Below are 24,999 nucleotides of genomic sequence, written 5' to 3'. Positions count from 1 at the left end.
AACAGTCCTTTCATGAATCCGCTCTTTTTCCCTGCGCCCGACATCCTTATCTTTGCCCGGACCAAACAGCACCTGCCAGGCAGGAAGGTTTTAAAGATGTCTAACAGTATGGGTATTGCCAGCGCTTTCGTTTTGTCCTCTCTGTTCCTGTCGCCATTGGCGATGGCCGAAGAATCGCAGACTTTCGTGGCGCACAACGCCTCGCGAGCGGCAGCGTTCGAAGAGCACCAGATTGAAATGACGGCCAAGGCATCCGACCCCACCCGGGCGCCGCAAGCATCCAGCCTCCAGGCCCAGCCTATGGGCGAAAAAGACAGCTGATTAAACCTGTCCACTCCAGTTTCCCCCGACACTTTTCATCGGCTCTTCCCGTTGCAAAAGTTGTCTCCAAGCCGCTGCCATCAGCGGCTTTTTTTGTTGTGGAGCTTTCCGATCAGAAATATCAGGACATAAAAAAAGGCCACCCGAAGGCAGCCTTTAAAAACTAGAGAGGTTTTTTACTTACACGGCCGCAACCGGACGCATGTAAGAGATCGGTGCAGTGCTGGCGTCTTCAAAGGTCACGACTTCCCAGGCATCTGTCTGCTCAATCAACTTGCGCAGCAGCTGGTTGTTCAGTGCGTGGCCGGACTTGAAGCCCTTGAACTCACCAATCAGGCTATTGCCCAGCAGGTAGAGGTCACCAATTGCATCGAGGATCTTGTGCTTCACGAATTCGTCTTCATAGCGAAGGCCGTCTTCGTTCAGTACACCATCCGCGTCGACCACAATAGCGTTTTCCACGCTGCCGCCGAGTGCGAGGTTGTGCTTGCGCAGGTACTCGATATCACTCATGAAACCAAAGGTACGGGCGCGGCTGACTTCTTTTACGAACGAAGTGCTGGAAAAATCCACGCTTGCACTTTGTGTGCGGTCACGGAAAACCGGGTGATCGAAATCGATCTCGAAGCTCACCTTGAAACCTTCGAAAGGGACGAAAGTGGCGCGCTTGTCGCCGTCTTCCACTGTCACTTCCCGCAGGATGCGGATGAACTTCTTGGCGGCGTCCTGTTCTTCCAGGCCGGCCGACTGAATCAGAAATACGAAGGGTCCAGCGCTACCATCCATGATCGGGACTTCGGACGCGGAGAGCTCGACGTAGGCGTTATCGATGCCCAGGCCAGCCATGGCCGAGAGCAAGTGCTCCACCGTATCCACCTTCACGTCACCGTTGACCAGCGTCGTCGACATGGTTGTCTCGCCGACGTTAGCCGCTCGAGCCGGGATCTCGACCACCGGATCGAGGTCCGCACGGCGAAAGACGATGCCGGTGTCGATCGGCGCAGGCTTGAGGGTCAGGTATACCTTCTCCCCGGAGTGCAGACCTACACCGGTGGCACGGATAATATTTTTCAGTGTGCGTTGTTTAATCATGGCTTGGGCCGCTTCAGCGCAAATTGCGAACTGGTATCAACAAAGGCTGGCGATGATATCAGACCGCGCCTTTGCTGAACACCAATCACCTTCATAGCCCTGATACATTTCATCAATCGGCCTGGCGACGCAGGAATGCCGGGATGTCCAGATAATCCAGATCATCTTGCGGATTCATCTTCGCGGCAGCCGCAGCACCGGCCTGAGCCTGGTTGCGCATGACGGTCGGACGGTCCAGATCACGGTAGTTCACCGCTGGAGCTTCCTGACGAACAGGGGCCTGTTGTTGTGGCTGTGCAGCCATCGATGTATGGACGGTGTTGTCGATGACCTTCACAGGCTTCTCGATTTTAGCGCCCAGACCGGTTGCTACAACAGTCACGTGCAGCTCGTCGCGCATGTCCGGATCGATAACGGTACCGACCTTGACCATCGCGTGCTCGGAAGCAAACGCCTCGATGATGCTACCCACGTCGGAGTACTCACCCAGGGACAGGTCTGGACCGGCGGTGATGTTCACCAGGATGCCGCGTGCACCTTGCAGGTTCACGTCTTCGAGCAACGGGTTGCGGATGGCCGCTTCAGTGGCTTCACGTGCACGGTTCGGACCGCTGGCGCAGCCAGTGCCCATCATCGCCATGCCCATTTCGCTCATCACGGTACGTACGTCGGCAAAGTCGACGTTGATCATGCCCGGACGCTTGATGATGTCGGAGATACCGCGAACGGCACCGGCCAGTACATCGTCAGCCTTGGCGAAAGCCGACAGCAGGCTGGCGTCTTTACCGAGGATGGTCAGCAGCTTCTCGTTGGGGATTGTGATCAACGAGTCGACGCTTTCGGACAGCAGGCGGATGCCTTCGTCGGCCAGCTGCATGCGCTTGCGGCCTTCGAACGGGAACGGACGGGTCACCACCGCAACGGTGAGGATCCCCATTTCCTTGGCCACTTCAGCGATGATCGGCGCAGCACCGGTACCGGTACCACCGCCCATGCCAGTGGTGATGAACACCATGTTGGTGCCCTGCAGGACTTCGGCAATGCGCTCACGGTCTTCGAGAGCGGCCTGACGACCTACTTCAGGGTTGGCGCCAGCGCCCAGACCTTTGGTCACGCCGGTACCCAGTTGCAGGATGGTCCGCGCGCTGATGCTCTTGAGCGCCTGGGCATCAGTGTTGGCGCAGATGAACTCAACGCCTTCAATGTTGCTCTTGACCATATGATTCACGGCGTTACCGCCGCCACCGCCAACACCGATGACTTTAATGACCGGGCTTGCGGGGATGTTGTCTACGAGTTCGAACATTTTCCCTCTCCTTTACGTTCTCTAGTTTTTTCGCCTACTGCTTTTTGCTGCTTTTACTGCGTGTCGCTTGAAACTGTTTTAAAAATTGCCTTGAACCCATTTCTTCAGCCGGTCGAGCAACGGAGCCTGCGGCTCTTCGTTGCTGTAGCTGTCGCGACTGCCGATGCCCGAGAACGAGATGCCGTCGGACTGCTTCTGCAGGCCGTACATCAACAGGCCGACACCGGTGGAGTAGATCGGGTTGCGCACCACGTCATCCAGGCCCTTGACGCCATGGGGCACGCCCAGGCGGACCGGCATGTGGAAGATTTCCTCGGCCAGCTCGGTGGCGCCTTCCATCTTCGCGGTACCGCCGGTCAGCACGATGCCGGCCGGGATCAGGTCTTCGTAGCCACTGCGACGCAGCTCGGCCTGGATCAGCGTGAACAACTCGTCGTAACGCGGCTCGACCACTTCGGCCAAGGCCTGGCGGGACAGCTCGCGCGGTGGACGGTCGCCAACGCTTGGCACCTTAATGGTTTCGCCGGCGCCAGCCAGTTTGGCCAGGGCGCAGGCGTAGCGAATCTTGATTTCTTCGGCGTACTGGGTCGGCGTGCGCAGCGCCATGGCGATGTCGTTGGTCACCTGGTCGCCGGCAATCGGGATCACCGCGGTGTGACGGATCGCGCCTTCGGTGAAGATCGCGATGTCAGTAGTGCCACCACCGATGTCCACCAGGCAAACACCGAGCTCTTTCTCGTCATCGGTCAGGACCGAATACGCGGAAGCAAGCTGTTCGAGAATGATGTCGTCGATTTCCAGACCGCAGCGGCGCACGCACTTTTCAATGTTCTGGGCGGCGTTGACGGCGCAGGTAACCACGTGAACCTTGGCTTCCAGACGCACGCCGGACATGCCCAAGGGCTCACGGACGCCTTCCTGGTTGTCGATCACGTAATCCTGCGGCAGGGTGTGCAGCACACGCTGGTCGGCCGGAATCGCCACGGCCTGGGCAGCGTCGAGTACACGCTCAAGGTCAGCCGAGCTGACTTCGCGATCACGAATTGCCACGATGCCGTGGGAATTCAGGCTGCGGATGTGATTGCCGGCGACGCCGACAAATGCCGAGTGAATGCGGCAACCGGCCATCAGCTGCGCCTCTTCGATGGCGCGCTGGATCGATTGCACGGTGGACTCGATGTTAACCACCACGCCTTTTTTCAGGCCACGGGACGGATGGGTGCCGATCCCGACGATTTCCAGCGTGCCGTCGTCCGCAACTTCGCCTACCAGCGCCACCACCTTGGATGTGCCGATATCGAGACCGACGATCATTTTGCCGCTTTGCACGTTTGCCATGGGTCCTGCCTCTTCTTAATTCTTCGCGACAGCGGGTTGGGCTGCCGTGGGCGCTACAGGTTCCCGCCAGCCAACAGCAAGGCCGTTGGCATAGCGCAGATCGATGCGCGCAATGTTCGTAATCTGTTCTTTAAGCGTCTTGTCGTAGATGGCAATGAAGCGGCGCATCTTTTCCACCAGCTTGCCGCGTCCCAGCAGCAGTTCGATCCCCGGGCCGGCACTGCCGGGGCCGGTGGTCAGGAACCAGCTGCCGCGTTCACGCAACTCCAGGCGTGCAATCGAGAAACCCAGTGGCCTGAGCATCTGGCTCAGCACCTGATACTGCTGCATCACTTGCTGTTGAGCCCGCTGTGGACCGAACAACTGCGGCAAGTGTTCATAATTGGCCAACTCGCGCGGGGTGAACGCCTGTCCCTGGTTGTTCAACAGCGACTCGTCACCCCAACGGGCTACCGGCAGCTGTTCTTCCAGGCGGATCACTACTTGATCCGGCCACACCCGCCGCACTTCGGCGTGGGCAATCCATGGCATCTGTTCCAGCTCGGTGCGCATGCTTGCCAGGTCGATGGTGAAGAAGCTCGACGCCACGAACGGGGCGATCCGCTGCTGTACCGCTTGCTGGCTGATGTAACTCAGGTCGCCTTGCACGTTAATCTTCGTGATCGGCCGATCGGCATACGGCAGCAACCGTTGCGCGCCTTCGTAAGTACCGAACCCCAGCGCCACCAGCAGCACCGGCCAGAACAACGCTTTGAGAAAACCGAAATTGGCTTTGGGCAGGCGCGCAGACATCGGCTCTTTGGCCACCATTCGGCTGGCACCCCGCGGTACCGGCTTGCGGCCGGTCGGTGCGGTAGGCTGATGACGTAGCTGTGCGCCTTGCATGGTCTTAACCTCGCGGCTCTTGCTTGCCGAAGCTCTCGGCCAGAATGGCCAGAACCAGTTGCTGGAAATCCAGACCGGCGGCACGGGCCGCCATCGGCACCAGGCTGTGATCGGTCATGCCCGGTGCGGTGTTGACTTCCAGGAACCAGAACTGCCCGTCGGCGTCCTGCATCACGTCTGCCCTGCCCCAACCGGCGATACCCAGCGCCTCGCAGGCTTTCGCCGTGAGGTCCATGAGTTCCTTTTCCTTGGCGCTGTCCAGCCCGCACGGAATGCGGTACTGGGTATCGTTGGCGATGTACTTGGCGTCGTAATCGTAGAAAGTGTGCGGCGTACCCAGGGCAATCGGTGGCAACACCTGGTCACGCAGGGTGGCGATGGTGAACTCCGGACCATGGATCCATTGCTCGACCAACACTTGCGAATCGTAGGTACTGGCCGCTTTCCAGGCGTCGATCAATTCCGACGTGGAAGTCACTTTGGCCATACCGATACTTGAACCTTCATGGGCCGGTTTGACGATCAAAGGGAAGCCCAGTTCCGTCGCTGCCGAAATACAATCGGCCTCGCTGCTCAGTACCGCGTGACGTGGCGTTGGAATGCCCAGGCTGTGCCAGACCTGCTTGGTACGCAGTTTGTCCATGGCCAGGGCGGAAGCGAGGATGCCGCTGCCGGTGTACGGAATGCCCAGGCATTCGAGCAGGCCTTGCATGCTGCCATCTTCACCGCCACGACCGTGGAGGATGATGAAGGCGCGGTCGATCTTTTCGTTCAGCAGACGCTGCAGCAGGTCATCGCCGACATCGAGGCCGAACGCATCCACGCCGGCGCTTTGCAGCGCCGAGAGCACAGCGTTACCCGACTTCAGCGACACTTCACGTTCGGCGCTCTTGCCGCCGAACAGCACGGCTACACGGCCGAAATCTTTCGGCGCGATGGTGGAGAACAGGTTGGTGTAGGCAGCAGTCATTTCAACTTCCCCTCGACCGACGCCGCCACGGCGCCGGCGAACAACTCACTTTTCAACAATTTCGGTGCAAGACCGCCGATATCACCGGCGCCCTGGCACAGCAGGATGTCGCCGGCACGCAGCAACGGCTTGACCAGCGGTGCAAGGTCGACCCCACGCTCGATATAGATCGGATCAAGCTGGCCGCGCTGACGGATGCTGTTGCACAGCTTGCGGCTGTCGGCCCCCGGGATCGGCTCTTCGCCGGCCGGATAGACTTCCATCAGCAGCAACACATTGGCGTCGGCCAGTACATTGACGAAATCGTCGTACAGGTCACGAGTGCGGCTGTAACGATGCGGCTGGTAAACCATCACCAGACGGCGCTCCGGCCAGCCACCGCGTACGGCCTTGATCACTGCCGCGACTTCGGTCGGGTGGTGGCCGTAGTCGTCGACCAGCATCACGTTGCCGCCCTCGACCGGCAGTTCGCCATAGACCTGGAAGCGTCGACCGACACCCTGGAATCCCGACAGCCCCTGAACAATGGCTTCATCGCTGACGCCTTCGTCAGTGGCGATGCAGATGGTGGCCAGGGCATTGAGTACGTTGTGGTTGCCCGGCATGTTCACCGAGACATCCAGCGGCTCGCGCTCAGGGCGCAGGACGGTAAAGAATGTCTGCATGCCTTGCTGGCGCACGTTGATGGCGCGTACGTCGCAGTCTTCGCCGAAGCCATAGGTGACCGCCGGGCGTTTGACCTGCGGCAGGATCTCGCGAACCACCGGATCATCCAGGCACACCACGGCCAGACCATAGAACGGCAGGTTGTGGAGGAATTCGACGAAGGTTTTCTTCAGTTTGTTGAAGTCACCGTCGTAGGTCGCCATGTGATCGGCGTCGATGTTGGTGACCACGGCCACCAGCGGCTGCAAGTGCAGGAAACTGGCGTCGCTTTCGTCGGCTTCGGCGATCAGGTAACGGCTGGTACCGAGCTGGGCATTGGTGCCCGCGGCGTTCAGGCGGCCACCGATGACGAAGGTCGGGTCCAGGCCGCCGGCGGCGAACACCGAAGCGATCAGGCTGGTGGTGGTGGTTTTGCCGTGGGTACCGGCGACGGCGATGCCGTGGCGATAGCGCATCAGCTCAGCCAGCATTTCGGCGCGCGGCACCACCGGAATGCGGCGTTCCAGCGCGGTAGCGACTTCCGGGTTGGACGTGTTCACGGCACTCGACACCACCAGCACGTCGGCGGTGGCGGCATTCTCGGCACGGTGGCCGATGAAGATCTGCGCGCCGAAGGATTCCAGGCGTTCGGTGACCGGCGAAGCTTTCAGGTCGGAACCGGACACTTCATAGCCCAGGTTCAACAGCACTTCGGCAATCCCGCACATGCCCACGCCGCCGATACCGACGAAGTGGATGCGACGGATACGGCGCATTTCCGGTTGTGGCATGGCTTTCTGATTCTCAACCATGGACCACCTCCAGACAGGTATCGACCACGTTACGGGTGGCATCGGGTTTGGCCAGGCGGCGTGCCGCAGTGGCCATATCGTTGAGACGTTGTGGTTGCATCAGGACCTCTGTCAGGCGAGCGGCAAGATCCGCTGCACCAGTCGTTCTTTGCGGCATCAGGAAGGCAGCGCCTTCACGGGCCAAATAATCGGCATTGCGGGTCTGGTGATCGTCGATCGCATGGGGCAAGGGCACCAGCATCGAGGGCAGACCGGCGGCAGCCAGTTCGCTGATGGTCAGCGCGCCTGCGCGGCACACCACCAGGTCGGCCCAGCCATAGGCTTGGGCCATGTCTTTGATGAAAGGCTGCACCTGCGCCTCGACGCCAGCCGCGCGATAGCGCTCTGCAGTCACTTCATCGTGGTTTTTGCCGGCCTGATGGAACACTTCCGGGCGCAGGTCGACGGCGACTTGCGACAGGGCTTCAGGCAGCAACTTGTTCAACGGCTCTGCACCCAGGCTTCCGCCCAGGATCAGTAAACGCGCCTTGCGACCGGCCAGGGCTGGTCGCGGTGTTTCGAGGAACAACTCGGTGCGCACCGGGTTACCGGTGGTCCGACGGCTGCTCGACAGGGTAAAGGTGTCGGGGAACGCTTCACAGACTCGGGCGGCCAACGGCACCAGCAACCGATTGGCGGTACCGGCCACGGCGTTCTGTTCGTGAACGATCACTGGCACGCCGGCCAGTTTGGCGGCAACGCCACCAGGACCGGTCACATAACCACCAAAGCCGACCACGCACACAGGCTGCAGCCGACGAATGATTGCCCGCGCCTGCCAGATCGACTTGAGCAACATGAACGGTGCCTTGAGCAGGGACAGCTTGCCCTTGCCACGCAGGCCGCTGGCGTTGATCCGGTGCAGTTCGATACCGGCCGCCGGGACCAGATCGTTCTCGATTCCACGTGGCGTGCCGAGCCAGTGCACGGTGTAGCCGCGCGCCTGAAATTCCCGGGCGCAAGCCAGCGCCGGGAATACGTGACCACCGGTGCCACCGGCCATGATCATGACGTTAGCGCCCATGGTTCGGCTCCTCGGCGAAGTCGCTCTCATGGAACTCCATCTCTTCGCTGCCCAGGTGGGTTCGACTCTCCCATTCGATGCGCAGCAGCAAGCCGAGACAGGCACAGCAGATCACCAGCGAACTACCGCCATAGCTCAGGAACGGCAGCGTCAGGCCTTTGGTTGGCAACAGGCCGACGTTCACCCCGATGTTGATCAGGAACTGGCCGATCCACAGGAACGACAAACCGTAGGCGACATAGGCGGCGAAGAACTGCTTGGCCTTCTCGGCCCACAAGCCGATGTACATGCCGCGAATACACACGAAAACAAACAGCGCGACCGTGCACAGCGAACCCACGGCACCCAGTTCTTCGGCCAGGACCGAGAACACGAAGTCAGTGTGGGCTTCGGGCAGGTAAAACTGTTTCTGCACGCTGTTGCCCAGGCCAACGCCCAGCCATTCGCCACGACCGAAGGCGATCAATGCTTGCGACAGCTGATAGCCAGCGCCGAACTGGTCGGCCCAGGGGTCGGCAAAGTTGGTCAGGCGCGCCATTCGATACGGCTGCATCTGAATCAGCAACACCACCGCGCCGACGGCAAGCACTACCATCAGGGAAAAACGGAACAGCCCGACCCCGCCAAGGAACAGCATCGCCGCCGCCGCCCCCATCATCACCACGGTGGCACCGAAGTCCGGCTCCATCAGCAACAGCCCTGCCATCGGCAGCAAGACGATGAACGGCTTGAAGAAGCCCATCCAGCTTTCCCGCACTTCTTTCTGGCGACGCACCAGATAGCCAGCGAGGTAGATCACCACGAACACCTTGGCGATCTCGGAAGGCTGAACGTTGAAGAAACTGAAGCCGATCCAGCGCATCGAACCGTTCACTTCACGGCCGATCCCCGGGACGATCACCATCACCAGCAAACCGAATGCACCCAGCAGCATCAGCCAGCCCAGGCGTTGCCAGGTGGCGATGGGGATCATCATTGTGACGATGCAGGCGCCAAGGCCGAGCACGACATAAATAAGGTGACGAATCATGTAGTAGAGCGCGCTGCCGGACTGCACCGCCGCCACTTCGGTCGATGCCGAGGCGATCATGATCAGCCCCAGGCCGAGCAAGGTCAGGCAGCCGGCGAGCATCGGGAAGTCGAGGTCGATGCCCCGCCCGGTGATGAGCGGCGACGGATAAGGCTTGATGATGCTCAGCAGGCTCATGCCAGATCCTCCACGGCGCGGACGAACTGGTGACCACGGTCTTCGTAGTTCTTGAACATGTCGAAACTGGCGCAGGCCGGTGACAGCAGCACCACATCACCCGGTTGCGCGGCAGCGCGGCATTGCTCCACGGCGTCGACCAGCGAAGCGGCGCGGATCAGCGGTACGGCGTCGCCAATGGCTCCACCGATCTTGTCGGAGTCGCGGCCCATCAGGATCACGGCGCGGCAGTTGGCCGCCACCGGATCACGCAGGTCATTGAACTCGGCGCCCTTGCCGTCGCCACCGGCGATCAGCACGATCTTGCCGTCGATGTCCGCGCCCAGGCCTTCGATGGCTGCAAGAGCGGCACCGACGTTGGTCGCTTTGGAGTCGTTGTAATAGCCAACGCCATCCACATCACGCACCCACTGGCAGCGATGTTCGAGGCCGGCGAAGTTGCGCAGGGCCGCGAGCATGGCGTCGAACGGCAAGCCGACTGCGTGCCCGAGCGCCAATGCTGCCAGGGCGTTGGACTGGTTGTGCGCGCCACGAACTTTCAGATCGCGCACCGGCATCAGGTTCTGGAATTCGAAGGCCAGGTACTTTTCGCCACCTTCTTCGCGCAGGCCAAAGGCCTTGAAATCCGGTTTACCCAGGCCGAAGGTCCAGCACGGCTGGCCCTCGCCTATCAATGGGCGACTGAGCGCATCCTGACGGTTGACCACAAACTGCTTCGCACCACGGAAAATCCGGTGCTTGGCCAGGTGATAGGCCGGCAGGCCGCTGTAGCGGTCCATGTGGTCTTCGCTGATGTTGAGTACGGTCGCCACTTCGGCGTTGAGTTGATCGGTGGTTTCCAGCTGGAAACTCGACAACTCCATCACGTACAGCTCGACGTCATCATCCAGCAGGTCCAACGCCGGTGTGCCGAGGTTGCCGCCGACGGCGACGCGTTTGCCGGCCGCAGCCGCCATTTCGCCGACCAGGGTGGTCACGGTGCTTTTCGCGTTGGAGCCGCTGATGGCCACGATCGGCGCCTTCGCATTACGCGCGAACAGCTCGATGTCGCCGGACAGTTTCACGCCACGGGCAGCAGCGGCCTGCAGGGCCGGGGTCGCCAGCGCCAGGCCGGGGCTGACGTAGAGCTCGTCGGCGCGGCACAGGAATTCGACATCCAGCTCGCCACAACGCACTTCCACGTGCGGATAGTCACGCTTGAGCGTGGCCAGTTCCGGTGGATTTTCCCGCGTATCGGCCACTGCAAACGCCACGCCCCGGTTCGCCAGGAAGCGAACCAGGGACATGCCGCTCTTGCCGAGGCCGACAACGATGCGGAAGTGGTCAGAAGCGATCAGAGACACGAGTTTCTACCTCAGCTTCAGGGTGGCAAGGCCGACCAGTACGAGAATCACGGTAATGATCCAGAAACGGACGATCACGCGCGGCTCGGGCCAGCCCTTGAGTTCAAAGTGGTGGTGAATCGGCGCCATGCGGAATACGCGGCGACCGGTCAGCTTAAAGGAGGCAACCTGAATGACGACTGACAGGGTTTCCATCACGAACACGCCACCCATGATGAACAGGACGATTTCCTGACGGACGATCACTGCGATGGTGCCCAGGGCTGCGCCGAGCGCCAGTGCGCCGACATCACCCATGAAAACCTGTGCCGGATAGGTGTTGAACCAGAGGAACCCCAGGCCGGCGCCGATCAGCGCGCCGCAGAACACGATCAGCTCACCCGCGCCCGGTACGTAAGGAATCAGCAGGTATTCGGCGAACTTCACGTTACCCGACAGGTAGCAGAAGATCCCCAGGCCACCGCCAACCATCACGGTCGGCATGATTGCCAGGCCATCGAGGCCGTCGGTCAGGTTGACTGCGTTGCTCGAACCGACGATCACGAAATAGGTCAGGACGATGAAGCCTGCGCCCAGAGGAATGCTGTAGTCCTTGAGCATCGGCAGGATCAGGGTGGTTTCCACCGGTGTGGCAGCGGTCATATAAAGGAAGATCGCCGCACCCAGGCCAAACACCGACTGCCAGAAATACTTCCAGCGACTCGGCAGGCCACGGGAGTTTTTCTCGATCACTTTGCGGTAGTCGTCGACCCAGCCGATGGCGCCGAACAGCAAGGTCACCAGCAGCACGACCCAGACGTAACGGTTGGTCAGGTCGGCCCAGAGCAAGGTGCTGACACCGATGGACGACAGAATCAGCGCGCCGCCCATGGTCGGCGTACCCGACTTGGACAGGTGCGACTGCGGGCCATCGTTGCGAACCGATTGACCAATCTGACGGTTCTGCAAAGTGCGGATCATCCACGGGCCATAGCACAGCGACAAAACCAGCGCGGTCAGCACACCGAGAATCCCGCGCAGGGTCAGGTACTGGAAGACCGCGAAGCCTTTGTAGAACTGTTGCAGATACTCCGCTAGCAGCAGCAGCATTAATGTTTCTCCGGACTGGACCCGCACAAAGCGGCAACGATGTTTTCCATCGCAGCGCTGCGCGAACCCTTGATCAAAATGGTGGTGTTTGTGTCTTGTTCAGCGCCCAGGGCCTTGATCAACTCGGCCTGGGTGCTGAAGTGAAAGGCTTGTGGACCGAAAGCGTTCACGGCGTGAGCCATCATTGGCCCAACGGCATAGAGCGCATCAACCTTGCCACGGGCGTATTCGCCCACGTCACGGTGGCCCTGCTCCGCCCAGTCGCCCAACTCGCCGATATCTCCGAGCACCAGAACGGTGCGGCCGGAAAAGCCGGCCAGTATATCAACGGCTGCGCACATGGAGGTGGGGTTTGCGTTGTAAGTATCATCGATGACGCGCATGCCATTGCTGGCCAGTTGCGCAACGGTACGCCCCTTGACCGGCTGCACCGCGCCAAGACCGGCGGCGATGCCGGACAGCGACACGCCCAGGGCGTGCGCGGCAGCGGCGGCGGCCATGGCATTGGCGACGTTATGGGTACCGAGCAGGTTCAGTTGAACGCGCTCCACGCCTTCAGGGCTGTGCAGATTGAAGGCCGGGCAACCCCGGACGTCATGGTCCAGGTCGCTGGCGTAGAAATCGGCGCTGAGGTTGCTCAGCGCAAACGTCAGCACTTTGCGACCGGCAGCACGGGCCTTCCAGATGCCGAACGCCTTGTCATCAAGATTGAGAACGGCGACGCCATCAGCGCCCAGCCCTTCGATAATCTCGCCTTTGGCCTCGACGATCTTGTCCGGCCCGCCGAACTCACCCACGTGGGCGGTCCCGGCATTGTTGAGGATCGCCACATGCGGTTTGGTCATGCCGACGGTGTAGGCAATTTCACCCAGGCGTGAAGCACCGAGTTCGATCACGGCGGCGGTGTGTTCCGGCGCCAGTTCGAGCAGGGTCAACGGCACGCCGAGGTCGTTGTTCAGGTTGCCGCGGGTCGCCAGCACTGGGCCACGGGTACGCAGGATGCTCGCAAGCATCTCCTTGACCGTGGTCTTGCCGCTGGAACCGGTGACAGCCGCAACTGGCTGGGTGTAGGCAGCGCGATTCAGCGCGCCCAACTGGCCCAAGGCCTGGCGGGTATCGCTCACCAGCAATTGCGGCAGCGCACTGTTGGCGACTTCACGCTCGACCAGCGCCGCCACGGCGCCTTTGGCTGCGACTTCATTCAGATAGTCATGGCCGTCGAAACGCGGACCACTCAAGGCAATAAACAGCTGACCGGGCTGGATCGCGCGGCTGTCGATGCTGACGCCGTCGAAAACGGCATCGGCGGACAGCAAACGAGCATTCAGCGCCCCGGTCAGTTCGCTCAGCTTCAAGGCCTTAAGCATGGGCCACCTCCCACGCGGTCAAGGCATGATCGGCCTCGACCAGATCGGAGAAGGCATGGCGCTCACCGTTGATTTCCTGATAGTCCTCATGACCTTTACCGGCCAGGACAATCACGTCATCCGCCGAAGCGCCGGCGATAAGCTGGGCAATGGCCTGGCCGCGTCCAGCAACGAAGGTCACTTTATCCACAGCGGTGAAACCGGCGCGGATGTCGTCGAAAATCACTGCAGGGTCTTCAGTGCGCGGATTGTCATCGGTAACCAGCACGCCATCGGCCAGACGCTCGACCACCTCAGCCATCAATGGGCGCTTGCCGCGATCGCGATCACCGCCGCAGCCGAACAGGCACAGCAAACGGCCCTTGGCGTGGGGACGCAGGGCCAGCAATACTTTTTCCAGCGCATCCGGGGTGTGGGCGTAGTCGACCACCACCAAAGGTTGCGAACCGCCACCCAAACGCTGCATGCGACCGGCCGGGCCTTCGAGTTTCGGCAGCACCTTGAGGATTTCGTCCAGCGCGTAATCCAGGCCCAGCAAGGCACCGACAGCCGCCAGTACGTTGCTCAGGTTGAAGCGACCGAGCAAGGTACTGCGCAGGTGGTGTTCGCCTTGGGGCGTCACCAGTGTGGCGCGCACACCTTCATCGTCGAACTGCGCTTCACGGCAATACAGGTAGGCGCCGGAGTCTTCCAGGCTGTAGGTGATCAGACGCGACTCGCGCTTGTCGGCGGCCAACTGCCGACCGAAATCATCATCGAGGTTGACCACCCGGCATTTCAGATCATTCCAGGCAAACAGCTTGGCCTTGGCTTCGCCGTAGGCCTGCATGGTTCCGTGGTAGTCCAGATGGTCACGGGACAGGTTGGTCATCACCGCCACATCGAACGCCAATGCCGTCACACGGCCCTGGTCCAGACCATGGGAAGAAACCTCCATCGCCACGGCCTTGGCGCCGGCCTTTTTCAGATCGCCCAACGTCGCCTGCACGGCAATCGGGTTCGGCGTGGTATGCAGGCCGCTTTCCAGCGCACCGTAGAAACCGCAGCCGAGGGTACCAACCAGACCACAATGCTGGCCGAGCAGGTCAAGTGCCTGGGCCACCAGTTGGGTCACGCTGGTTTTACCGTTGGTGCCGGTCACGCCGACCATATTCAGATGATGACTTGGCTCGCCATAAAAACGCCCGGCGATGTCCGACAGTTGCGCGGCCAGGCCTTTGACCGGGATCAGCGGTATATCAGTGATCGGTAATACCGTGGCGCCTTCAACTTCATAGGCCACGGCTGCGGCACCACGCTGCAAGGCGTCGTCAATGTGCGCGCGGCCATCGAATTTGCCCCCCGGTACGGCGAGGAACAGATCACCCGCGCGCACCTTGCGGCTGTCGAGTGCGAGCTCGCGAATCAGCAGATCGTGGCCGGCGTGAGGGAATATCTTGTTCAGGCTCAGAGACATCAGCCGCGCCCTCCATTGGCTTTCAGCGGAACGACCGGTGTTGCGTTCGCTTGTTGAGTAGGTGGCAGGTTATCCGGGGTAACGTTCATCAGGCGCAAGGTGCCCGACATCACCCGACTGAACACCGGCGCGGATACCAGGCCGCCGAAGTAACCGGCCTTGCTCGGCTCGTCGATAACGACCACGATGGCGTAACGCGGATCGCTCATCGGGCCGAAACCGGCAAATAGCGAGCGGTAGGAATTCACGGCGTAGCCTTTGGTGCCGACCGAGGTCTTGCGCGCAGTACCCGACTTGCCGCCCACGTGATACGCCGGCACCTGCGCGCGGAACACACCGCGCGGGGCCTCGATCACTTGTTGCAGCATGGTTTGCATGGTTTTCGCAACCGTTTCAGGCAGTACCTGGGTGGTTTGCGGCGCCTTGTCGGTCTTGATCAGGGTCAGTGGCGCGAGGCGACCGTTGTTGGCCAGGGCCGAGAAGGCGTGGACCAACTGGATGGCAGTCACGGAAACACCGTAGCCATAGGACAGCGTCGCTGTCTCAGCCTTGCGCCATTCGCGGTAGTTCGGCAGGTTGCCGACACGCTCGCCCGGGAAACCGAGGCCGGTGTCCTGGCCGAGGCCGACTTTCTGTGCGAGACGGAAAATCGTCTCGCCACCGATATCGAACGCGATCTTGCTCATGCCGACGTTACTGGAGTTGATCAGGATGCCCGTCAGGTCGAGCACCGGGCCTTCGGTCTTGGATACGTCCTTGATGGTGTACTTGCCAATCTGCAGGGAGCCCGGATACACCTCGACAGTGTCGGTCGGTTTCCAGCGACCGCTTTCAATCGCGGCGCTCATGGAGATCGCCTTCATGGTCGAACCCGGTTCGAATACGTCGATCATTGCGCGGTTACGCATCATCGCCGGTTGCAGGTTGCGACGGTTGTTCGGGTTGAAGGTCGGCTGGTTGACCATGGCGAGAATCTCGCCGGTCTTGACGTCCATGATCACCAGGCTGCCGGCCTTGGCACCGTTCTCGATGATCGCGTTGCGCAGTTCGCGGTTGGCCAGGTATTGCAGGCGCAGGTCAATGGACAACGCCAAGGGCTTGCCGGCCTTGGCGTTTTTGGTGACCTGGACATCCTTGATCAGCCGGCCACGCCGGTCCTTGATCACCTGACGCTTGCCGGGGACGCCGGCCAGCCATTCGTCATAGGCCAGTTCGATACCTTCGCGCCCGTGATCGTCGATATCGGTAAAACCGACCATATGGGCGGTGACCTCACCGGCCGGGTAAAAACGCCGGAATTCTTCAATGCCGTAGACACCTGGCACTTTCAGATCGAGCACGGCCTGACCCTGCTCAGGTGTCAGCCCGCGCACCAGATAGATGAACTCCTTGTTCGCCTGGGCTTCGAGGCGCTCGGTCAGGGCTTTCGGGTCTTGGCCCAGCGCAGCGGCCAGCGCCGGCCACTTGCCTTTCTCCAGCTGCATTTCCTTGGCATTGGCCCACAGCGTGGTGACCGGGGTACTGACGGCCAGGGGCTCACCGTTGCGGTCGGTGATCAGACCACGGTGCGCCGGAATCGGAATATGACGAAGGCTGCGCGCATCGCCCTGGCCCTTGAGGAAGTCACGGTCGACCACCTGCAGGTCGATGATGCGCCAGGCAATCGCCACCACCATGATGCCGAGCAAGCCCAACACCACGCGGAACCGCCAGGGAAAGAGTGCCCCTTCGAGTTTCATCATGGCGCCACCATCTGCACTTCGGCGGCGCCCGGAATGCGCATTTTCAGTTGTTCGGTGGCCAACACTTCAATACGGCTGTGGGCCGTCCAGGTGCTCTGTTCAAGAATCAGCCGGCCCCACTCGGCCTGCGCCTTGTCCCGCACGCTCAATTCGCCGTACAGCGTATTGAGCAGCTGGCGATTCCAGTGTGCGCTGTAAGACACGCCGATCGCCGACACGAGCACGCCGACAAACAACAGCAGCATGAAAAAGCTTCCGCCGGGCAGTGGCTTGGCGAAAAGCTTGCTCACCGCAGTTTCTCCGCCACACGCATGACAGCGCTACGGGATCGTGGGTTGGCTTTGAGTTCGGCGTCGGAGGCCGTCTGCGCTTTGCCATGGACTTTGACTTTCGGTTCGAAAGCTACATGCCGAACCGGCAGGTTGCGCGGCAGGTTGTCGGCTTCGCCTTTCACCAGCTTGCGCATGAACAGTTTGACGATGCGATCTTCCAGCGAATGGAAGCTGATGACGACCAGGCGGCCGCCGACTTCCAGGCATTCCAGCGCGGCTTCGAGGCCCGCTTCCAGATCGCCCAGCTCGTTGTTGACGTGAATGCGCAACCCCTGGAATGCGCGGGTTGCCGGGTTCTTGCCCTTTTCCCACGCCGGGTTGGCAACCTTCAAAACTTCGGCGAGATCGGCCGTTCGCTCGAACGGCTTGATGTCGCGACGCTCGGCCACGGCACGGGCCATGCGACCGGAGAACCGCTCTTCGCCGTATTCCTTGAACACCCGGGCGATTTCTTCCACCGGTGCGGTGTTGACGAATTCGGCGGCGCTGATCCCGCGGGACGGGTCCATGCGCATGTCCAGCGGGCCATCGTTGAGGAAACTGAAACCGCGCTCCGGGTCGTCGAGCTGCGGCGAAGACACACCCAGGTCAAGCAGGACACCGCTGACCTTGCCGTTCATGCCGCGCTCGGCGACTTCCGCACCGAGCTCGGCAAAGCTGCGCTGCACAACGACAAAGCGGCCGTCTTCGGCCGCTAGCGTCTGCCCGGTGGCAATCGCTTGTGGATCCTTGTCGAATCCGAGCAACCGACCATCAGGGCCAAGCTGGCTCAGGATCAGCCGGCTGTGTCCGCCACGCCCGAACGTGCCGTCCAGATAGCAGCCATCAGGGCGTACAGCGAGAGCCTCGACGGCTTCGTCAAGCAGTACGGTGATGTGGTTAAAGCCGCTATCAATAGTCACAGGATCAAATCACGCAGTTCATCAGGCATCGCGCCCGGTTGTTGAATGGCAGCCAGGTCATCGGCAGAAACCGCATCCCAGGCATCCTCGTCCCATAACTGGAACTTGTTCAGTTGCCCCACCAACATCACGCGCTTATCCAACTTGGCATATTCACGAAGACGCGGCGGAACCAGAAAACGACCGCTGCCATCGAGTTCGAGGTCGACGGCATTACCGATCAATAAACGTTGCAGGCGGCGGTTCTCTTCGCGAAGCGAAGGCAGTGCGCGCAGTTTGGTTTCAATGATTTCCCACTCATCGAGCGGGTAAACGCACAGACATTGATCAACGGCATCAATGGTGACGATCAGCTGACCGGAACTACGCGAAACGAGCTCGTCACGGTACCGGCTCGGCATGGCGAGACGGCCCTTTGCATCGAGACTGATAGCGTTGGCTCCGCGAAACACGTCAGCGTTTCTCCAAATTCTAGCGTTTTGAGTTCAAAAAACCCACTTCATGCCACTTTCCGCCACTTGCGCACACTATAGGAATGCGCCCACCACACCGTCAAGGCGCGCGGTAAAGGAAAACCCTTACAGAACTGAGATTTAGGAGCATAAAAGGAGGGGTAACGAGAATCTGGCGGATGAAACCGCCCGATAACTTGAATCAGCACAGGGGGCTGCGTTCGGAAGTTAAAGTAATTTATTAAGAGTAAGATTTTTTCGGTATTACGAAAGTGCTCTGCCGACGATTCTGAAACGGGGGGAAACGGAGTCGCCTGGAGGTTTTACCTGCACAAGCTAATCGGTATCACGAACCCTCCTGCCTATGATTCTGAAAAGAGGGAGAAACGAGCTACCGCGAGTGTCGCCGGTGCTGACTAAAGTGCCATCACCACACCCTGCCTAATGATTTAAGCAGAGGAAAGAAAAAAGGTGGAGAGTCGATCTGTAAGCCGGGTTCTGTCTTGAACAGTCATTCGTCTACGATGGCCATCACTGGACATCTTTAGCAACCTACCCGGTCCCAGCGCGGGCCACGCCTTGGGACCCTATTTGGTCTTGCTCCAAGTGGGGTTTACCTAGCCACGAACTGTTGCCAGACGTGCGGTGCGCTCTTACCGCACCTTTTCACCCTTACCGGCGCCGAAGCGCTTAGGCGGTTATTTTCTGTGGCACTTTCCGTAGGCTCACGCCTCCCAGGCATTACCTGGCACTTCGCCCTATGGAGCCCGGACTTTCCTCCCCCCCCTAATTTTCATAGAGGGCAGCGACTGTCCGATCGACTCTCCGCCGCGAAGGTTAACGGCACAGAGGCCGAAGAACAAGCGCTAAACGCCCTTGAGCACGCCTGCACGTCGGGTTTTACTCAGCCTTCTGCTTATCGAGGGCAATCTGATACAGGACATTCTTGCGCTCGCCGGTTATTTGCGCCGCCAAAGCCGCCGCACGCTTGAGGGGCATTTCTTCGAGCAACAGGTTGAGGACGCGCATCGCCTCACTGCTGACGGCTTCTTCCGATTCCGGGGCAGACCAGCCCGCCACCAGCACCACACACTCGCCGCGCTGCTGATTGCTGTCGGACTCCACGAACTCACGCAGCTCAGCCAGCGGCAAGCCCTTGAGTGTTTCAAAGGTTTTAGTCAATTCCCGCGCCAGCAATGCCTGCCGCTGCGGACCAAAAACCAGCTCCATGTCCTGCAGGCATTCCAGGATGCGGTGCGGGGCCTCATAAAAAATCAGCGTGCGCGGCTCTTCCTTTACCAGCTCCAGACGCGCCCTGCGCCCCACCGCCTTGGCCGGCAGGAAGCCTTCGAAAATGAATCGGTCAGACGGCAAACCCGCTGCCGACAAAGCCGCGATCAATGCGCAGGCACCAGGAACCGGCACCACATTGATGCCCGCAGCCCGCGCCTGACGCACCAGGTGATAACCCGGATCGGAAATCAGTGGTGTGCCGGCATCGGAAATCAATGCCACATTGTCGCCAGCGAGCAGACGGGTAATAAAACGACTACCTTCATCGCGTTCGTTGTGCTCGTGGCAGGCCGCCAGCGGGGTGGAAATACCGAAATGCTGCATCAGTCGCTGGGAATGACGGGTATCTTCTGCGGCGATCAACGCCACTTCGCGCAGGATTTTCAGCGCACGCGCACTGATGTCATCCAGGTTGCCGATGGGCGTCGCCACCACATAAAGCGAGCCAGCAGCGGAATTCAAAGCACCTGGAGCAGTCAAAACGCATACCTCATGTTCGGTAAAAAGCCACATTGTACCGCGTAGCGACGCTTGCAATGCGTGCCGCTATCCGCTGTTTTAACGACGTTTTGTGCACTTGCGCAATATTTGCTTGAGCTAAATTGATCGATTCACGCCAGTAACATCGCGCCCCGGCCAGTGCTTGGGTACAATTCCACGCTAATTTGATCGAGTATCAGGAACGCTTACATGATCGCTTGCCTGCGGCTGTTATCTGCCCTCTGCCTCGCTGCCTTGCTGGCGGCTTGCGCCAGCTCGCCCTCCTCCAGCCTTGGCGAACTTCCACGGACCCCGGATGCGTCTATCGAGCAACTGCTTGCCAAAGCCGCTCAGAGCAAATCGCCGGAAGATGCGGCCCTGTTGCGCCTGAGCGCGGCAGACCTGGCTTACCGCCAGGGTAATGCCGGCCAATCCGCGCAAATCCTGCAACAAGTGCCGGTCGAACAGCTCAAGCCAGGCCCGCAGGTCTTCGCCAGCACCCTGGCGGCCGAACTGGCCATGACCCGCAATCAGCCCAAGGCAGCACTGACCGCCTTGAGCCACCCGAGCCTGCAGCGTCTTGGCGAACTGCCCGAGGACCAACAGGTTCGCACCGGCACCGTTCGCGCCCGCGCCCTTGAAGCCGATGGCCAAACCCTGGCCGCGGCCCGTGAACGCATCTTTATCGCGCCGATGCTCAGCGGTGAAGCGGCCAGCAAAAACCACGAAGCCATCTGGACCTTGATCGCCTCGCTGCCGACCGATCAATTGCAGCCCACCACCACCGACGACCTCGGCGGCTGGATGGCCTTGGCACTGGCGGTGAAAAGCGCCGGAACCCTGGAACAACAGCAAGCCGCCATTGATAACTGGCGTGCACAGAACCCGAAACACCCGGCCGCCATTCAGCTGCCACTGCCATTGACCAAACTCAAGGAGCTGGCCAGCCAGCCCCTGAGCAAGATCGCCTTGCTCCTGCCGCAGGACGGTCAGTTGGCCAATGTCGGCAAAGCGCTGCGTGACGGCTTCATGGCTGCTCACTACCAGGCGCAACAAGCCGGGCAGAATCCGCCAGCCATCGAGTTCTACGACAGCTCGCGCCTGACCTCCATGGATGAGTTCTATCGCAAGGCCCAGGCCGATGGCGTGCAACTGGTCGTCGGGCCGCTGGAAAAGCCGCTGGTCAAACAGCTCAGCACTCGCCCGCAACTGCCGATCACCACGCTGGCGCTGAACTACAGCGAAGGCGAGCAAGGCCCGGCACAGCTATTCCAGTTTGGCCTGGCGGCTGAAGACGAAGCTCGCGAAGTATCTCGCCGCGCCCGTGCCGATGGCTTGCATCGCGCTGCCATCATGGTGCCGAAAGGCGAATGGGGCGACCGCGTCCTGAAGGCGTTCAGCCAGGACTGGCAAGCCAACGGTGGCACCATCGTCGCCACCGAACGCGTCGACCAGCCAGTGCAGCTGGCCCAGCAGATTGCCGACATGTTTCAGCTGCGCCAGAGCGAAGGCCGCGCCAAGAGCCTGCAAAGCACCGTTGGCTCCCAGGTTGCCGCCCAGCCGTCGCGCCGCCAGGACATTGAATTCATCTTCCTGGCCGCCACTCCGCAACAGGCGCAGCAGATCAAACCGACCCTTAACTTCCAATACGCTGGCGACGTTCCGGTCTACGCCACCTCCCACGTATTCAGCGCCAGTGGTGACGTGAACCAGTACAACGACATGAACGGCATTCGCTTTTGCGAAACGCCTTGGTTGCTGGACGCCAATGACCCACTGCGTCGCCAGGTCGCAGCCCAATGGCCACAAGCCGCCGGCAGCCTGGGCCGCCTGTACGCCATGGGCGTCGACGCCTATCGCCTGGCGCCGCGACTGGGGCAACTCAAGGCCCTGCCAGACAGCCGCATCGAAGGTCAGTCGGGTAGTCTGGGCATGACCCAGAGCCAGCGCGTGGTGCGTCAACTGCCCTGGGCCGAGTTCGTCAACGGCCAGGTTCAACGCCTGCCGGACACGCCTCGCTGATGCCCGACAGGTCACGCCAGCAAAGCGGTAAAGATGCCGAGCGCCACGCGCTCGAGCATCTGCAACAACAAGGTCTGCGCCTGGTGGCGCAGAACTGGCTGTGTAAACGCGGCGAGCTTGATCTGGTCATGCTAGATGGCGATACAGTAGTATTCGTTGAGGTCCGTTACAGAAAAAACACTCAATGGGGTGGCGCGCTCGATAGCATCGATGGGCGCAAACGGCAGAAACTGATTTTTGCCGCGCAGTATTTTCTTCAGCGCGAATCGCGTTGGGCCAATTCCCCTTGCCGCTTCGACGTGGTCGCCATCGATAGCAACCTCGATCAGCTGAACTGGCTGCAGAATGCCTTCGACGGCTGAACGCTTGCAGACCGAACCGAACGCCACCACCCAACACTTTTGCTCTTTGCTTTGCGGGCTGCACATTCATGTGCCAGGTAGCCGCGCTAATTAAGGTCACACAGATGGACATGCAATCCCGAATTCGCCAGCTTTTCCAGGCCAGTATCGACACCAAGCAACAGGCGATGGAAGTACTTGCACCGCACATCGAGCAAGCCAGCCAGGTCATGGTCAACGCCCTGCTCAACGAAGGCAAAATGCTTTCCTGCGGCAACGGCGGCTCCGCCGGCGACGCCCAGCATTTTTCTTCCGAGCTGCTCAATCGCTTTGAGCGCGAGCGCCCGAGCCTGCCAGCCATTGCCCTGACCACCGACAGTTCGACGATCACCTCGATCGCCAACGATTACAGTTACAACGAAATCTTCTCCAAGCAGATTCGCGCACTCGGCCAGCCGGGCGATGTATTGCTGGCCATTTCCACCAGCGGCAACTCGGCCAACATAATTCAAGCGATCCAGGCCGCACATGATCGCGAAATGATTGTCGTAGCAATGACCGGTCGTGACGGCGGCGGCATGGCGTCCCTGTTGCTGCCCGAAGACGTCGAGATTCGCGTACCGGCCAACGTCACCGCACGTATCCAGGAAGTCCACCTGCTGGCGATCCACTGTCTTTGTGATTTGATCGACAGCCAATTGTTCGGGAGTGAAGAATGACCCCTAATCGCCTTGGCCTACTGGCCCTGACCCTGTGCCTAGGCATCAGCGGCTGCACCTCGGTGGTGAATGCCAGCCGCGAAGCACCGATTGATGATGACCGTGGCACTCGTACACTCGGCAGCAAGATCGACGACTCCCTGATCGACACCAAGGTCGGCGTGAACATTGCCAAGGCCGACCCTGGCCTGGACAAGGACTCGCACATTGTCGTCTCCAGCTTCAACGGGGTGGTGCTGCTCGCCGGGCAAACGCCGCGCGCAGACCTCAAGGCCAAGGCCGAACAAGCCGCCGCCGCCGTCCAGCGCGTGAAGAAGGTCCATAACGAGCTGCAAGTCATTGCCCCCTCTTCGTTGCTGGCACGCCAGAATGACGCCTGGCTGACCACCAAGATCAAGGCGCAGATGCTCGCCGATGCGAACATTCCCGGCTCGCGCATCAAAGTCATCACTGAAAACGGCATCGTCTACATGCTGGGCCTGCTGACCAAACAGGAAGCCGCACAGGCGACCAACCTGGTACAGGGCGTTTCCGGCGTGCAGAAGATTGTGAAGCTGTTTGAGTACATCGATTGATAAATGTTGATCGGGCGAGCTTTTAGGAGCCAGCTTGCTGGCGATGGCGGTGTATCAGGCGACATTGATATTGACTGATCCGACGCCTTCGCCAGCAAGCCGGCTCCTACAGTAATAAAAAAGGCGATCCATCCGGATCGCCTTTTTTATTACTTCACAACCTTCAAGCTGGGCCTTCCGCTTGGACGCGGCGGCTCACTGTCCGGTGGCGGGATATCATCATCGGGCTCGATCTCTTCCTCGTCATCTACAGACGATTCCAGATCAAACACCATGCCCTGGCCATTCTCCCGGGCGTAAATGCCAAGGATCGATGCGATAGGCACGTACAGGGTGTGCGGCACGCCACCAAAGCGCCCCTCGAAGCTGACCGCCTCGTTATCCATGTGCAAATGACGCACGGCCTGTGGCGACACGTTCAGGACAATCTGCCCGTCACTGGCAAAACCCTGGGGCACCTGCACCGACGGATACTCGGAATTGACCAGCATGTGCGGGGTGCAATCGTTATCTACAATCCACTCATAGAGCGCGCGGACCAGATAAGGACGACTGGAGTTCATAACGGCTCCTTAAGCCTTAGCGCATATCGCGTTCGACACCAGACAGACTCGCCTGGAAAGCCTCACGCGCAAACGAGCGCTCCATGTAATCAAGCAGCGGCTTGGCAGGCCGCGGCAGTTCAATACCCAAAATCGGCAAGCGCCAGAGTATGGGTAATAGGCAGCAATCCACCAGACTTTGTTCCTCACTGAGGAAAAACGGCTTGTCGGCGAACAATGGCGACACGCCAGTCAGGCTTTCGCGCAGCTCTTTACGAGCCACGGCACGGGCCGCTTCCTTGGTCCGCGAATCCAGGATCAGATCCACCAGACCACACCAGTCACGCTGGATTCGATGAATCAGCAGACGGCTGTTGGCACGCGCCACGGGATAAACCGGCAGTAGCGGCGGGTGCGGGTAACGCTCATCCAGATATTCCATCACCACGGTCGACTCCCACAACGCCAGGTCACGATCGACCAGGGTGGGCAAGCTGCCGTAAGGGTTCACTTCAATCAGTTTAGGTGGCTGGCGTCCAGCTTCCACGTAAATGATCTCGGCGCTGACACCCTTCTCTGCCAGTACGATGCGCACTCGGTGGGAATAGTGGTCGGCGGGGTCGGAGTAACAGGCCAACCGATTGGTCACGCCCATGGCGATCCTCCTCGCTTGTAGAAATTATCGGATACGGAAAAACGAGCGCG

The 24,999-nt window shown here is 60.4% G+C and carries 24 protein-coding genes and 1 other RNA gene; 5 read left to right on the top strand and 20 right to left on the bottom strand.

Annotated elements, in window-relative coordinates; translation table 11 throughout:
• The first annotated feature begins 96 nt into the window (after positions 1 to 96).
• The gene (locus AC07OG_RS05375) at positions 97 to 321 is read left to right on the top strand and encodes a hypothetical protein (protein WP_495066402.1); all 225 of its coding nucleotides are present in this window, start codon (positions 97 to 99) and stop codon (positions 319 to 321) included.
• Positions 322 to 501: 180 nt separating this feature from the next.
• Here the strand turns inward: AC07OG_RS05375 and lpxC are convergent, their stop codons facing one another.
• From lpxC to rsmI, 18 genes are all read right to left on the bottom strand, one after another.
• Positions 502 to 1,413: a UDP-3-O-acyl-N-acetylglucosamine deacetylase gene (lpxC, locus tag AC07OG_RS05370; protein ID WP_027619572.1), complete on the bottom strand. Its 912-nt coding sequence runs from the start codon at positions 1,411 to 1,413 to the stop codon at positions 502 to 504.
• A gap of 112 nt (positions 1,414 to 1,525) precedes the next feature.
• On the bottom strand, positions 1,526 to 2,719 hold the full coding sequence (ftsZ, locus tag AC07OG_RS05365) for a cell division protein FtsZ (protein ID WP_060539488.1): 1,194 nt from the start codon (positions 2,717 to 2,719) through the stop codon (positions 1,526 to 1,528).
• A 78-nt stretch (positions 2,720 to 2,797) separates the two neighbouring features.
• Positions 2,798 to 4,057, bottom strand: a complete 1,260-nt coding sequence (gene ftsA / locus AC07OG_RS05360) for a cell division protein FtsA (protein WP_007972611.1) — start codon at positions 4,055 to 4,057, stop codon at positions 2,798 to 2,800.
• Positions 4,058 to 4,072: 15 nt separating this feature from the next.
• On the bottom strand, positions 4,073 to 4,942 hold the full coding sequence (locus tag AC07OG_RS05355) for a cell division protein FtsQ/DivIB (RefSeq protein WP_060539487.1): 870 nt from the start codon (positions 4,940 to 4,942) through the stop codon (positions 4,073 to 4,075).
• 4 nt (positions 4,943 to 4,946) lie between these two features.
• Complete coding sequence (locus AC07OG_RS05350; protein ID WP_495066401.1) at positions 4,947 to 5,912, bottom strand: D-alanine--D-alanine ligase; 966 nt, start codon at positions 5,910 to 5,912, stop codon at positions 4,947 to 4,949.
• The gene (gene murC / locus AC07OG_RS05345; RefSeq protein WP_060539485.1) at positions 5,909 to 7,369 is read right to left on the bottom strand and encodes a UDP-N-acetylmuramate--L-alanine ligase; all 1,461 of its coding nucleotides are present in this window, start codon (positions 7,367 to 7,369) and stop codon (positions 5,909 to 5,911) included. Before murC ends, AC07OG_RS05350 begins: the two co-directional genes overlap by 4 nt.
• Positions 7,362 to 8,432 (bottom strand): undecaprenyldiphospho-muramoylpentapeptide beta-N-acetylglucosaminyltransferase, encoded by a 1,071-nt coding sequence (murG, locus tag AC07OG_RS05340; RefSeq protein ID WP_495066400.1) that lies wholly within the window; start codon positions 8,430 to 8,432, stop codon positions 7,362 to 7,364. Before murG ends, murC begins: the two co-directional genes overlap by 8 nt.
• A complete protein-coding gene (gene ftsW, locus AC07OG_RS05335; protein WP_495066518.1) occupies positions 8,422 to 9,633 on the bottom strand; it encodes a putative lipid II flippase FtsW in 1,212 nt (403 codons plus the stop codon). The genes murG and ftsW overlap by 11 nt, the downstream gene beginning before the upstream one ends.
• A 2-nt stretch (positions 9,634 to 9,635) precedes the next feature.
• On the bottom strand, positions 9,636 to 10,982 hold the full coding sequence (gene murD, locus AC07OG_RS05330; protein ID WP_495066399.1) for a UDP-N-acetylmuramoyl-L-alanine--D-glutamate ligase: 1,347 nt from the start codon (positions 10,980 to 10,982) through the stop codon (positions 9,636 to 9,638).
• Positions 10,983 to 10,988: 6 nt separating this feature from the next.
• Positions 10,989 to 12,071 (bottom strand): phospho-N-acetylmuramoyl-pentapeptide-transferase, encoded by a 1,083-nt coding sequence (mraY, locus tag AC07OG_RS05325; protein ID WP_008005012.1) that lies wholly within the window; start codon positions 12,069 to 12,071, stop codon positions 10,989 to 10,991.
• Positions 12,071 to 13,438, bottom strand: a complete 1,368-nt coding sequence (locus AC07OG_RS05320; protein WP_495066398.1) for a UDP-N-acetylmuramoyl-tripeptide--D-alanyl-D-alanine ligase — start codon at positions 13,436 to 13,438, stop codon at positions 12,071 to 12,073. The genes mraY and AC07OG_RS05320 overlap by 1 nt, the downstream gene beginning before the upstream one ends.
• Entirely contained in the window at positions 13,431 to 14,894 is a 1,464-nt protein-coding gene (locus AC07OG_RS05315) for a UDP-N-acetylmuramoyl-L-alanyl-D-glutamate--2,6-diaminopimelate ligase (RefSeq protein WP_060539480.1), read from the bottom strand. Before AC07OG_RS05315 ends, AC07OG_RS05320 begins: the two co-directional genes overlap by 8 nt.
• On the bottom strand, positions 14,894 to 16,633 hold the full coding sequence (locus AC07OG_RS05310) for a peptidoglycan D,D-transpeptidase FtsI family protein (protein ID WP_495066517.1): 1,740 nt from the start codon (positions 16,631 to 16,633) through the stop codon (positions 14,894 to 14,896). Before AC07OG_RS05310 ends, AC07OG_RS05315 begins: the two co-directional genes overlap by 1 nt.
• A complete protein-coding gene (ftsL, locus tag AC07OG_RS05305) occupies positions 16,633 to 16,926 on the bottom strand; it encodes a cell division protein FtsL (protein ID WP_032834661.1) in 294 nt (97 codons plus the stop codon). The genes AC07OG_RS05310 and ftsL overlap by 1 nt, the downstream gene beginning before the upstream one ends.
• On the bottom strand, positions 16,923 to 17,870 hold the full coding sequence (gene rsmH, locus AC07OG_RS05300; protein ID WP_060539478.1) for a 16S rRNA (cytosine(1402)-N(4))-methyltransferase RsmH: 948 nt from the start codon (positions 17,868 to 17,870) through the stop codon (positions 16,923 to 16,925). The genes ftsL and rsmH overlap by 4 nt, the downstream gene beginning before the upstream one ends.
• Positions 17,867 to 18,322: a division/cell wall cluster transcriptional repressor MraZ gene (gene mraZ, locus AC07OG_RS05295; RefSeq protein ID WP_060539477.1), complete on the bottom strand. Its 456-nt coding sequence runs from the start codon at positions 18,320 to 18,322 to the stop codon at positions 17,867 to 17,869. The genes rsmH and mraZ overlap by 4 nt, the downstream gene beginning before the upstream one ends.
• A 471-nt stretch (positions 18,323 to 18,793) precedes the next feature.
• Positions 18,794 to 19,147: RNase P RNA component class A (gene rnpB, locus AC07OG_RS05290), an RNA gene on the bottom strand.
• Between the two features lie 75 nt (positions 19,148 to 19,222).
• Positions 19,223 to 20,128 carry a 16S rRNA (cytidine(1402)-2'-O)-methyltransferase gene (rsmI, locus tag AC07OG_RS05285; protein WP_495066397.1) on the bottom strand — a complete coding sequence of 302 codons (906 nt, stop codon included), beginning with the start codon at positions 20,126 to 20,128 and terminating at the stop codon, positions 19,223 to 19,225.
• 177 nt (positions 20,129 to 20,305) lie between these two features.
• Between rsmI and AC07OG_RS05280 the strand changes: the two genes are divergently transcribed.
• From AC07OG_RS05280 to AC07OG_RS05265, 4 genes are all read left to right on the top strand, one after another.
• Complete coding sequence (locus AC07OG_RS05280; protein WP_060539475.1) at positions 20,306 to 22,117, top strand: penicillin-binding protein activator; 1,812 nt, start codon at positions 20,306 to 20,308, stop codon at positions 22,115 to 22,117.
• Positions 22,117 to 22,479: a YraN family protein gene (locus AC07OG_RS05275; RefSeq protein WP_060539474.1), complete on the top strand. Its 363-nt coding sequence runs from the start codon at positions 22,117 to 22,119 to the stop codon at positions 22,477 to 22,479. Before AC07OG_RS05280 ends, AC07OG_RS05275 begins: the two co-directional genes overlap by 1 nt.
• Positions 22,480 to 22,583: 104 nt before the next feature.
• Complete coding sequence (locus tag AC07OG_RS05270; RefSeq protein ID WP_028624534.1) at positions 22,584 to 23,177, top strand: phosphoheptose isomerase; 594 nt, start codon at positions 22,584 to 22,586, stop codon at positions 23,175 to 23,177.
• The gene (locus AC07OG_RS05265; protein ID WP_060539473.1) at positions 23,174 to 23,752 is read left to right on the top strand and encodes a BON domain-containing protein; all 579 of its coding nucleotides are present in this window, start codon (positions 23,174 to 23,176) and stop codon (positions 23,750 to 23,752) included. Before AC07OG_RS05270 ends, AC07OG_RS05265 begins: the two co-directional genes overlap by 4 nt.
• A gap of 149 nt (positions 23,753 to 23,901) precedes the next feature.
• Here the strand turns inward: AC07OG_RS05265 and AC07OG_RS05260 are convergent, their stop codons facing one another.
• Together AC07OG_RS05260 and AC07OG_RS05255 are read right to left on the bottom strand one after the other, a co-directional pair.
• Positions 23,902 to 24,315 (bottom strand): ClpXP protease specificity-enhancing factor, encoded by a 414-nt coding sequence (locus AC07OG_RS05260; protein ID WP_060539472.1) that lies wholly within the window; start codon positions 24,313 to 24,315, stop codon positions 23,902 to 23,904.
• 16 nt (positions 24,316 to 24,331) lie between these two features.
• Positions 24,332 to 24,949 (bottom strand): glutathione S-transferase N-terminal domain-containing protein, encoded by a 618-nt coding sequence (locus AC07OG_RS05255; protein WP_060539471.1) that lies wholly within the window; start codon positions 24,947 to 24,949, stop codon positions 24,332 to 24,334.
• Between the last annotated feature and the right edge of the window lie 50 nt (positions 24,950 to 24,999).

This window comes from Pseudomonas sp. GW821-FHT09H03 (assembly GCF_059415945.1).
Note: the sequence above shows the minus strand (reverse complement) of the source record. Positions and strands in the feature narration are given on the sequence as shown.

Coding starts and splice junctions, on each gene's coding strand:
- AC07OG_RS05260 (WP_060539472.1), bottom strand. CDS start 24,315: ATGAACTCCAGTCGTCCTTATCTGGTCCGCGCGCTCTATGAGTGGATT.
- AC07OG_RS05375 (WP_495066402.1), top strand. CDS start 97: ATGTCTAACAGTATGGGTATTGCCAGCGCTTTCGTTTTGTCCTCTCTG.
- murG (WP_495066400.1), bottom strand. CDS start 8,432: ATGGGCGCTAACGTCATGATCATGGCCGGTGGCACCGGTGGTCACGTA.
- ftsZ (WP_060539488.1), bottom strand. CDS start 2,719: ATGTTCGAACTCGTAGACAACATCCCCGCAAGCCCGGTCATTAAAGTC.
- AC07OG_RS05270 (WP_028624534.1), top strand. CDS start 22,584: ATGGACATGCAATCCCGAATTCGCCAGCTTTTCCAGGCCAGTATCGAC.
- rsmI (WP_495066397.1), bottom strand. CDS start 20,128: ATGTGGCTTTTTACCGAACATGAGGTATGCGTTTTGACTGCTCCAGGT.
- AC07OG_RS05255 (WP_060539471.1), bottom strand. CDS start 24,949: ATGGGCGTGACCAATCGGTTGGCCTGTTACTCCGACCCCGCCGACCAC.
- AC07OG_RS05350 (WP_495066401.1), bottom strand. CDS start 5,912: ATGACTGCTGCCTACACCAACCTGTTCTCCACCATCGCGCCGAAAGAT.
- ftsA (WP_007972611.1), bottom strand. CDS start 4,057: ATGGCAAACGTGCAAAGCGGCAAAATGATCGTCGGTCTCGATATCGGC.
- murC (WP_060539485.1), bottom strand. CDS start 7,369: ATGGTTGAGAATCAGAAAGCCATGCCACAACCGGAAATGCGCCGTATC.
- AC07OG_RS05280 (WP_060539475.1), top strand. CDS start 20,306: ATGATCGCTTGCCTGCGGCTGTTATCTGCCCTCTGCCTCGCTGCCTTG.
- AC07OG_RS05320 (WP_495066398.1), bottom strand. CDS start 13,438: ATGCTTAAGGCCTTGAAGCTGAGCGAACTGACCGGGGCGCTGAATGCT.
- AC07OG_RS05275 (WP_060539474.1), top strand. CDS start 22,117: ATGCCCGACAGGTCACGCCAGCAAAGCGGTAAAGATGCCGAGCGCCAC.
- mraY (WP_008005012.1), bottom strand. CDS start 12,071: ATGCTGCTGCTGCTAGCGGAGTATCTGCAACAGTTCTACAAAGGCTTC.
- AC07OG_RS05310 (WP_495066517.1), bottom strand. CDS start 16,633: ATGAAACTCGAAGGGGCACTCTTTCCCTGGCGGTTCCGCGTGGTGTTG.
- AC07OG_RS05355 (WP_060539487.1), bottom strand. CDS start 4,942: ATGCAAGGCGCACAGCTACGTCATCAGCCTACCGCACCGACCGGCCGC.
- AC07OG_RS05315 (WP_060539480.1), bottom strand. CDS start 14,894: ATGTCTCTGAGCCTGAACAAGATATTCCCTCACGCCGGCCACGATCTG.
- lpxC (WP_027619572.1), bottom strand. CDS start 1,413: ATGATTAAACAACGCACACTGAAAAATATTATCCGTGCCACCGGTGTA.
- AC07OG_RS05265 (WP_060539473.1), top strand. CDS start 23,174: ATGACCCCTAATCGCCTTGGCCTACTGGCCCTGACCCTGTGCCTAGGC.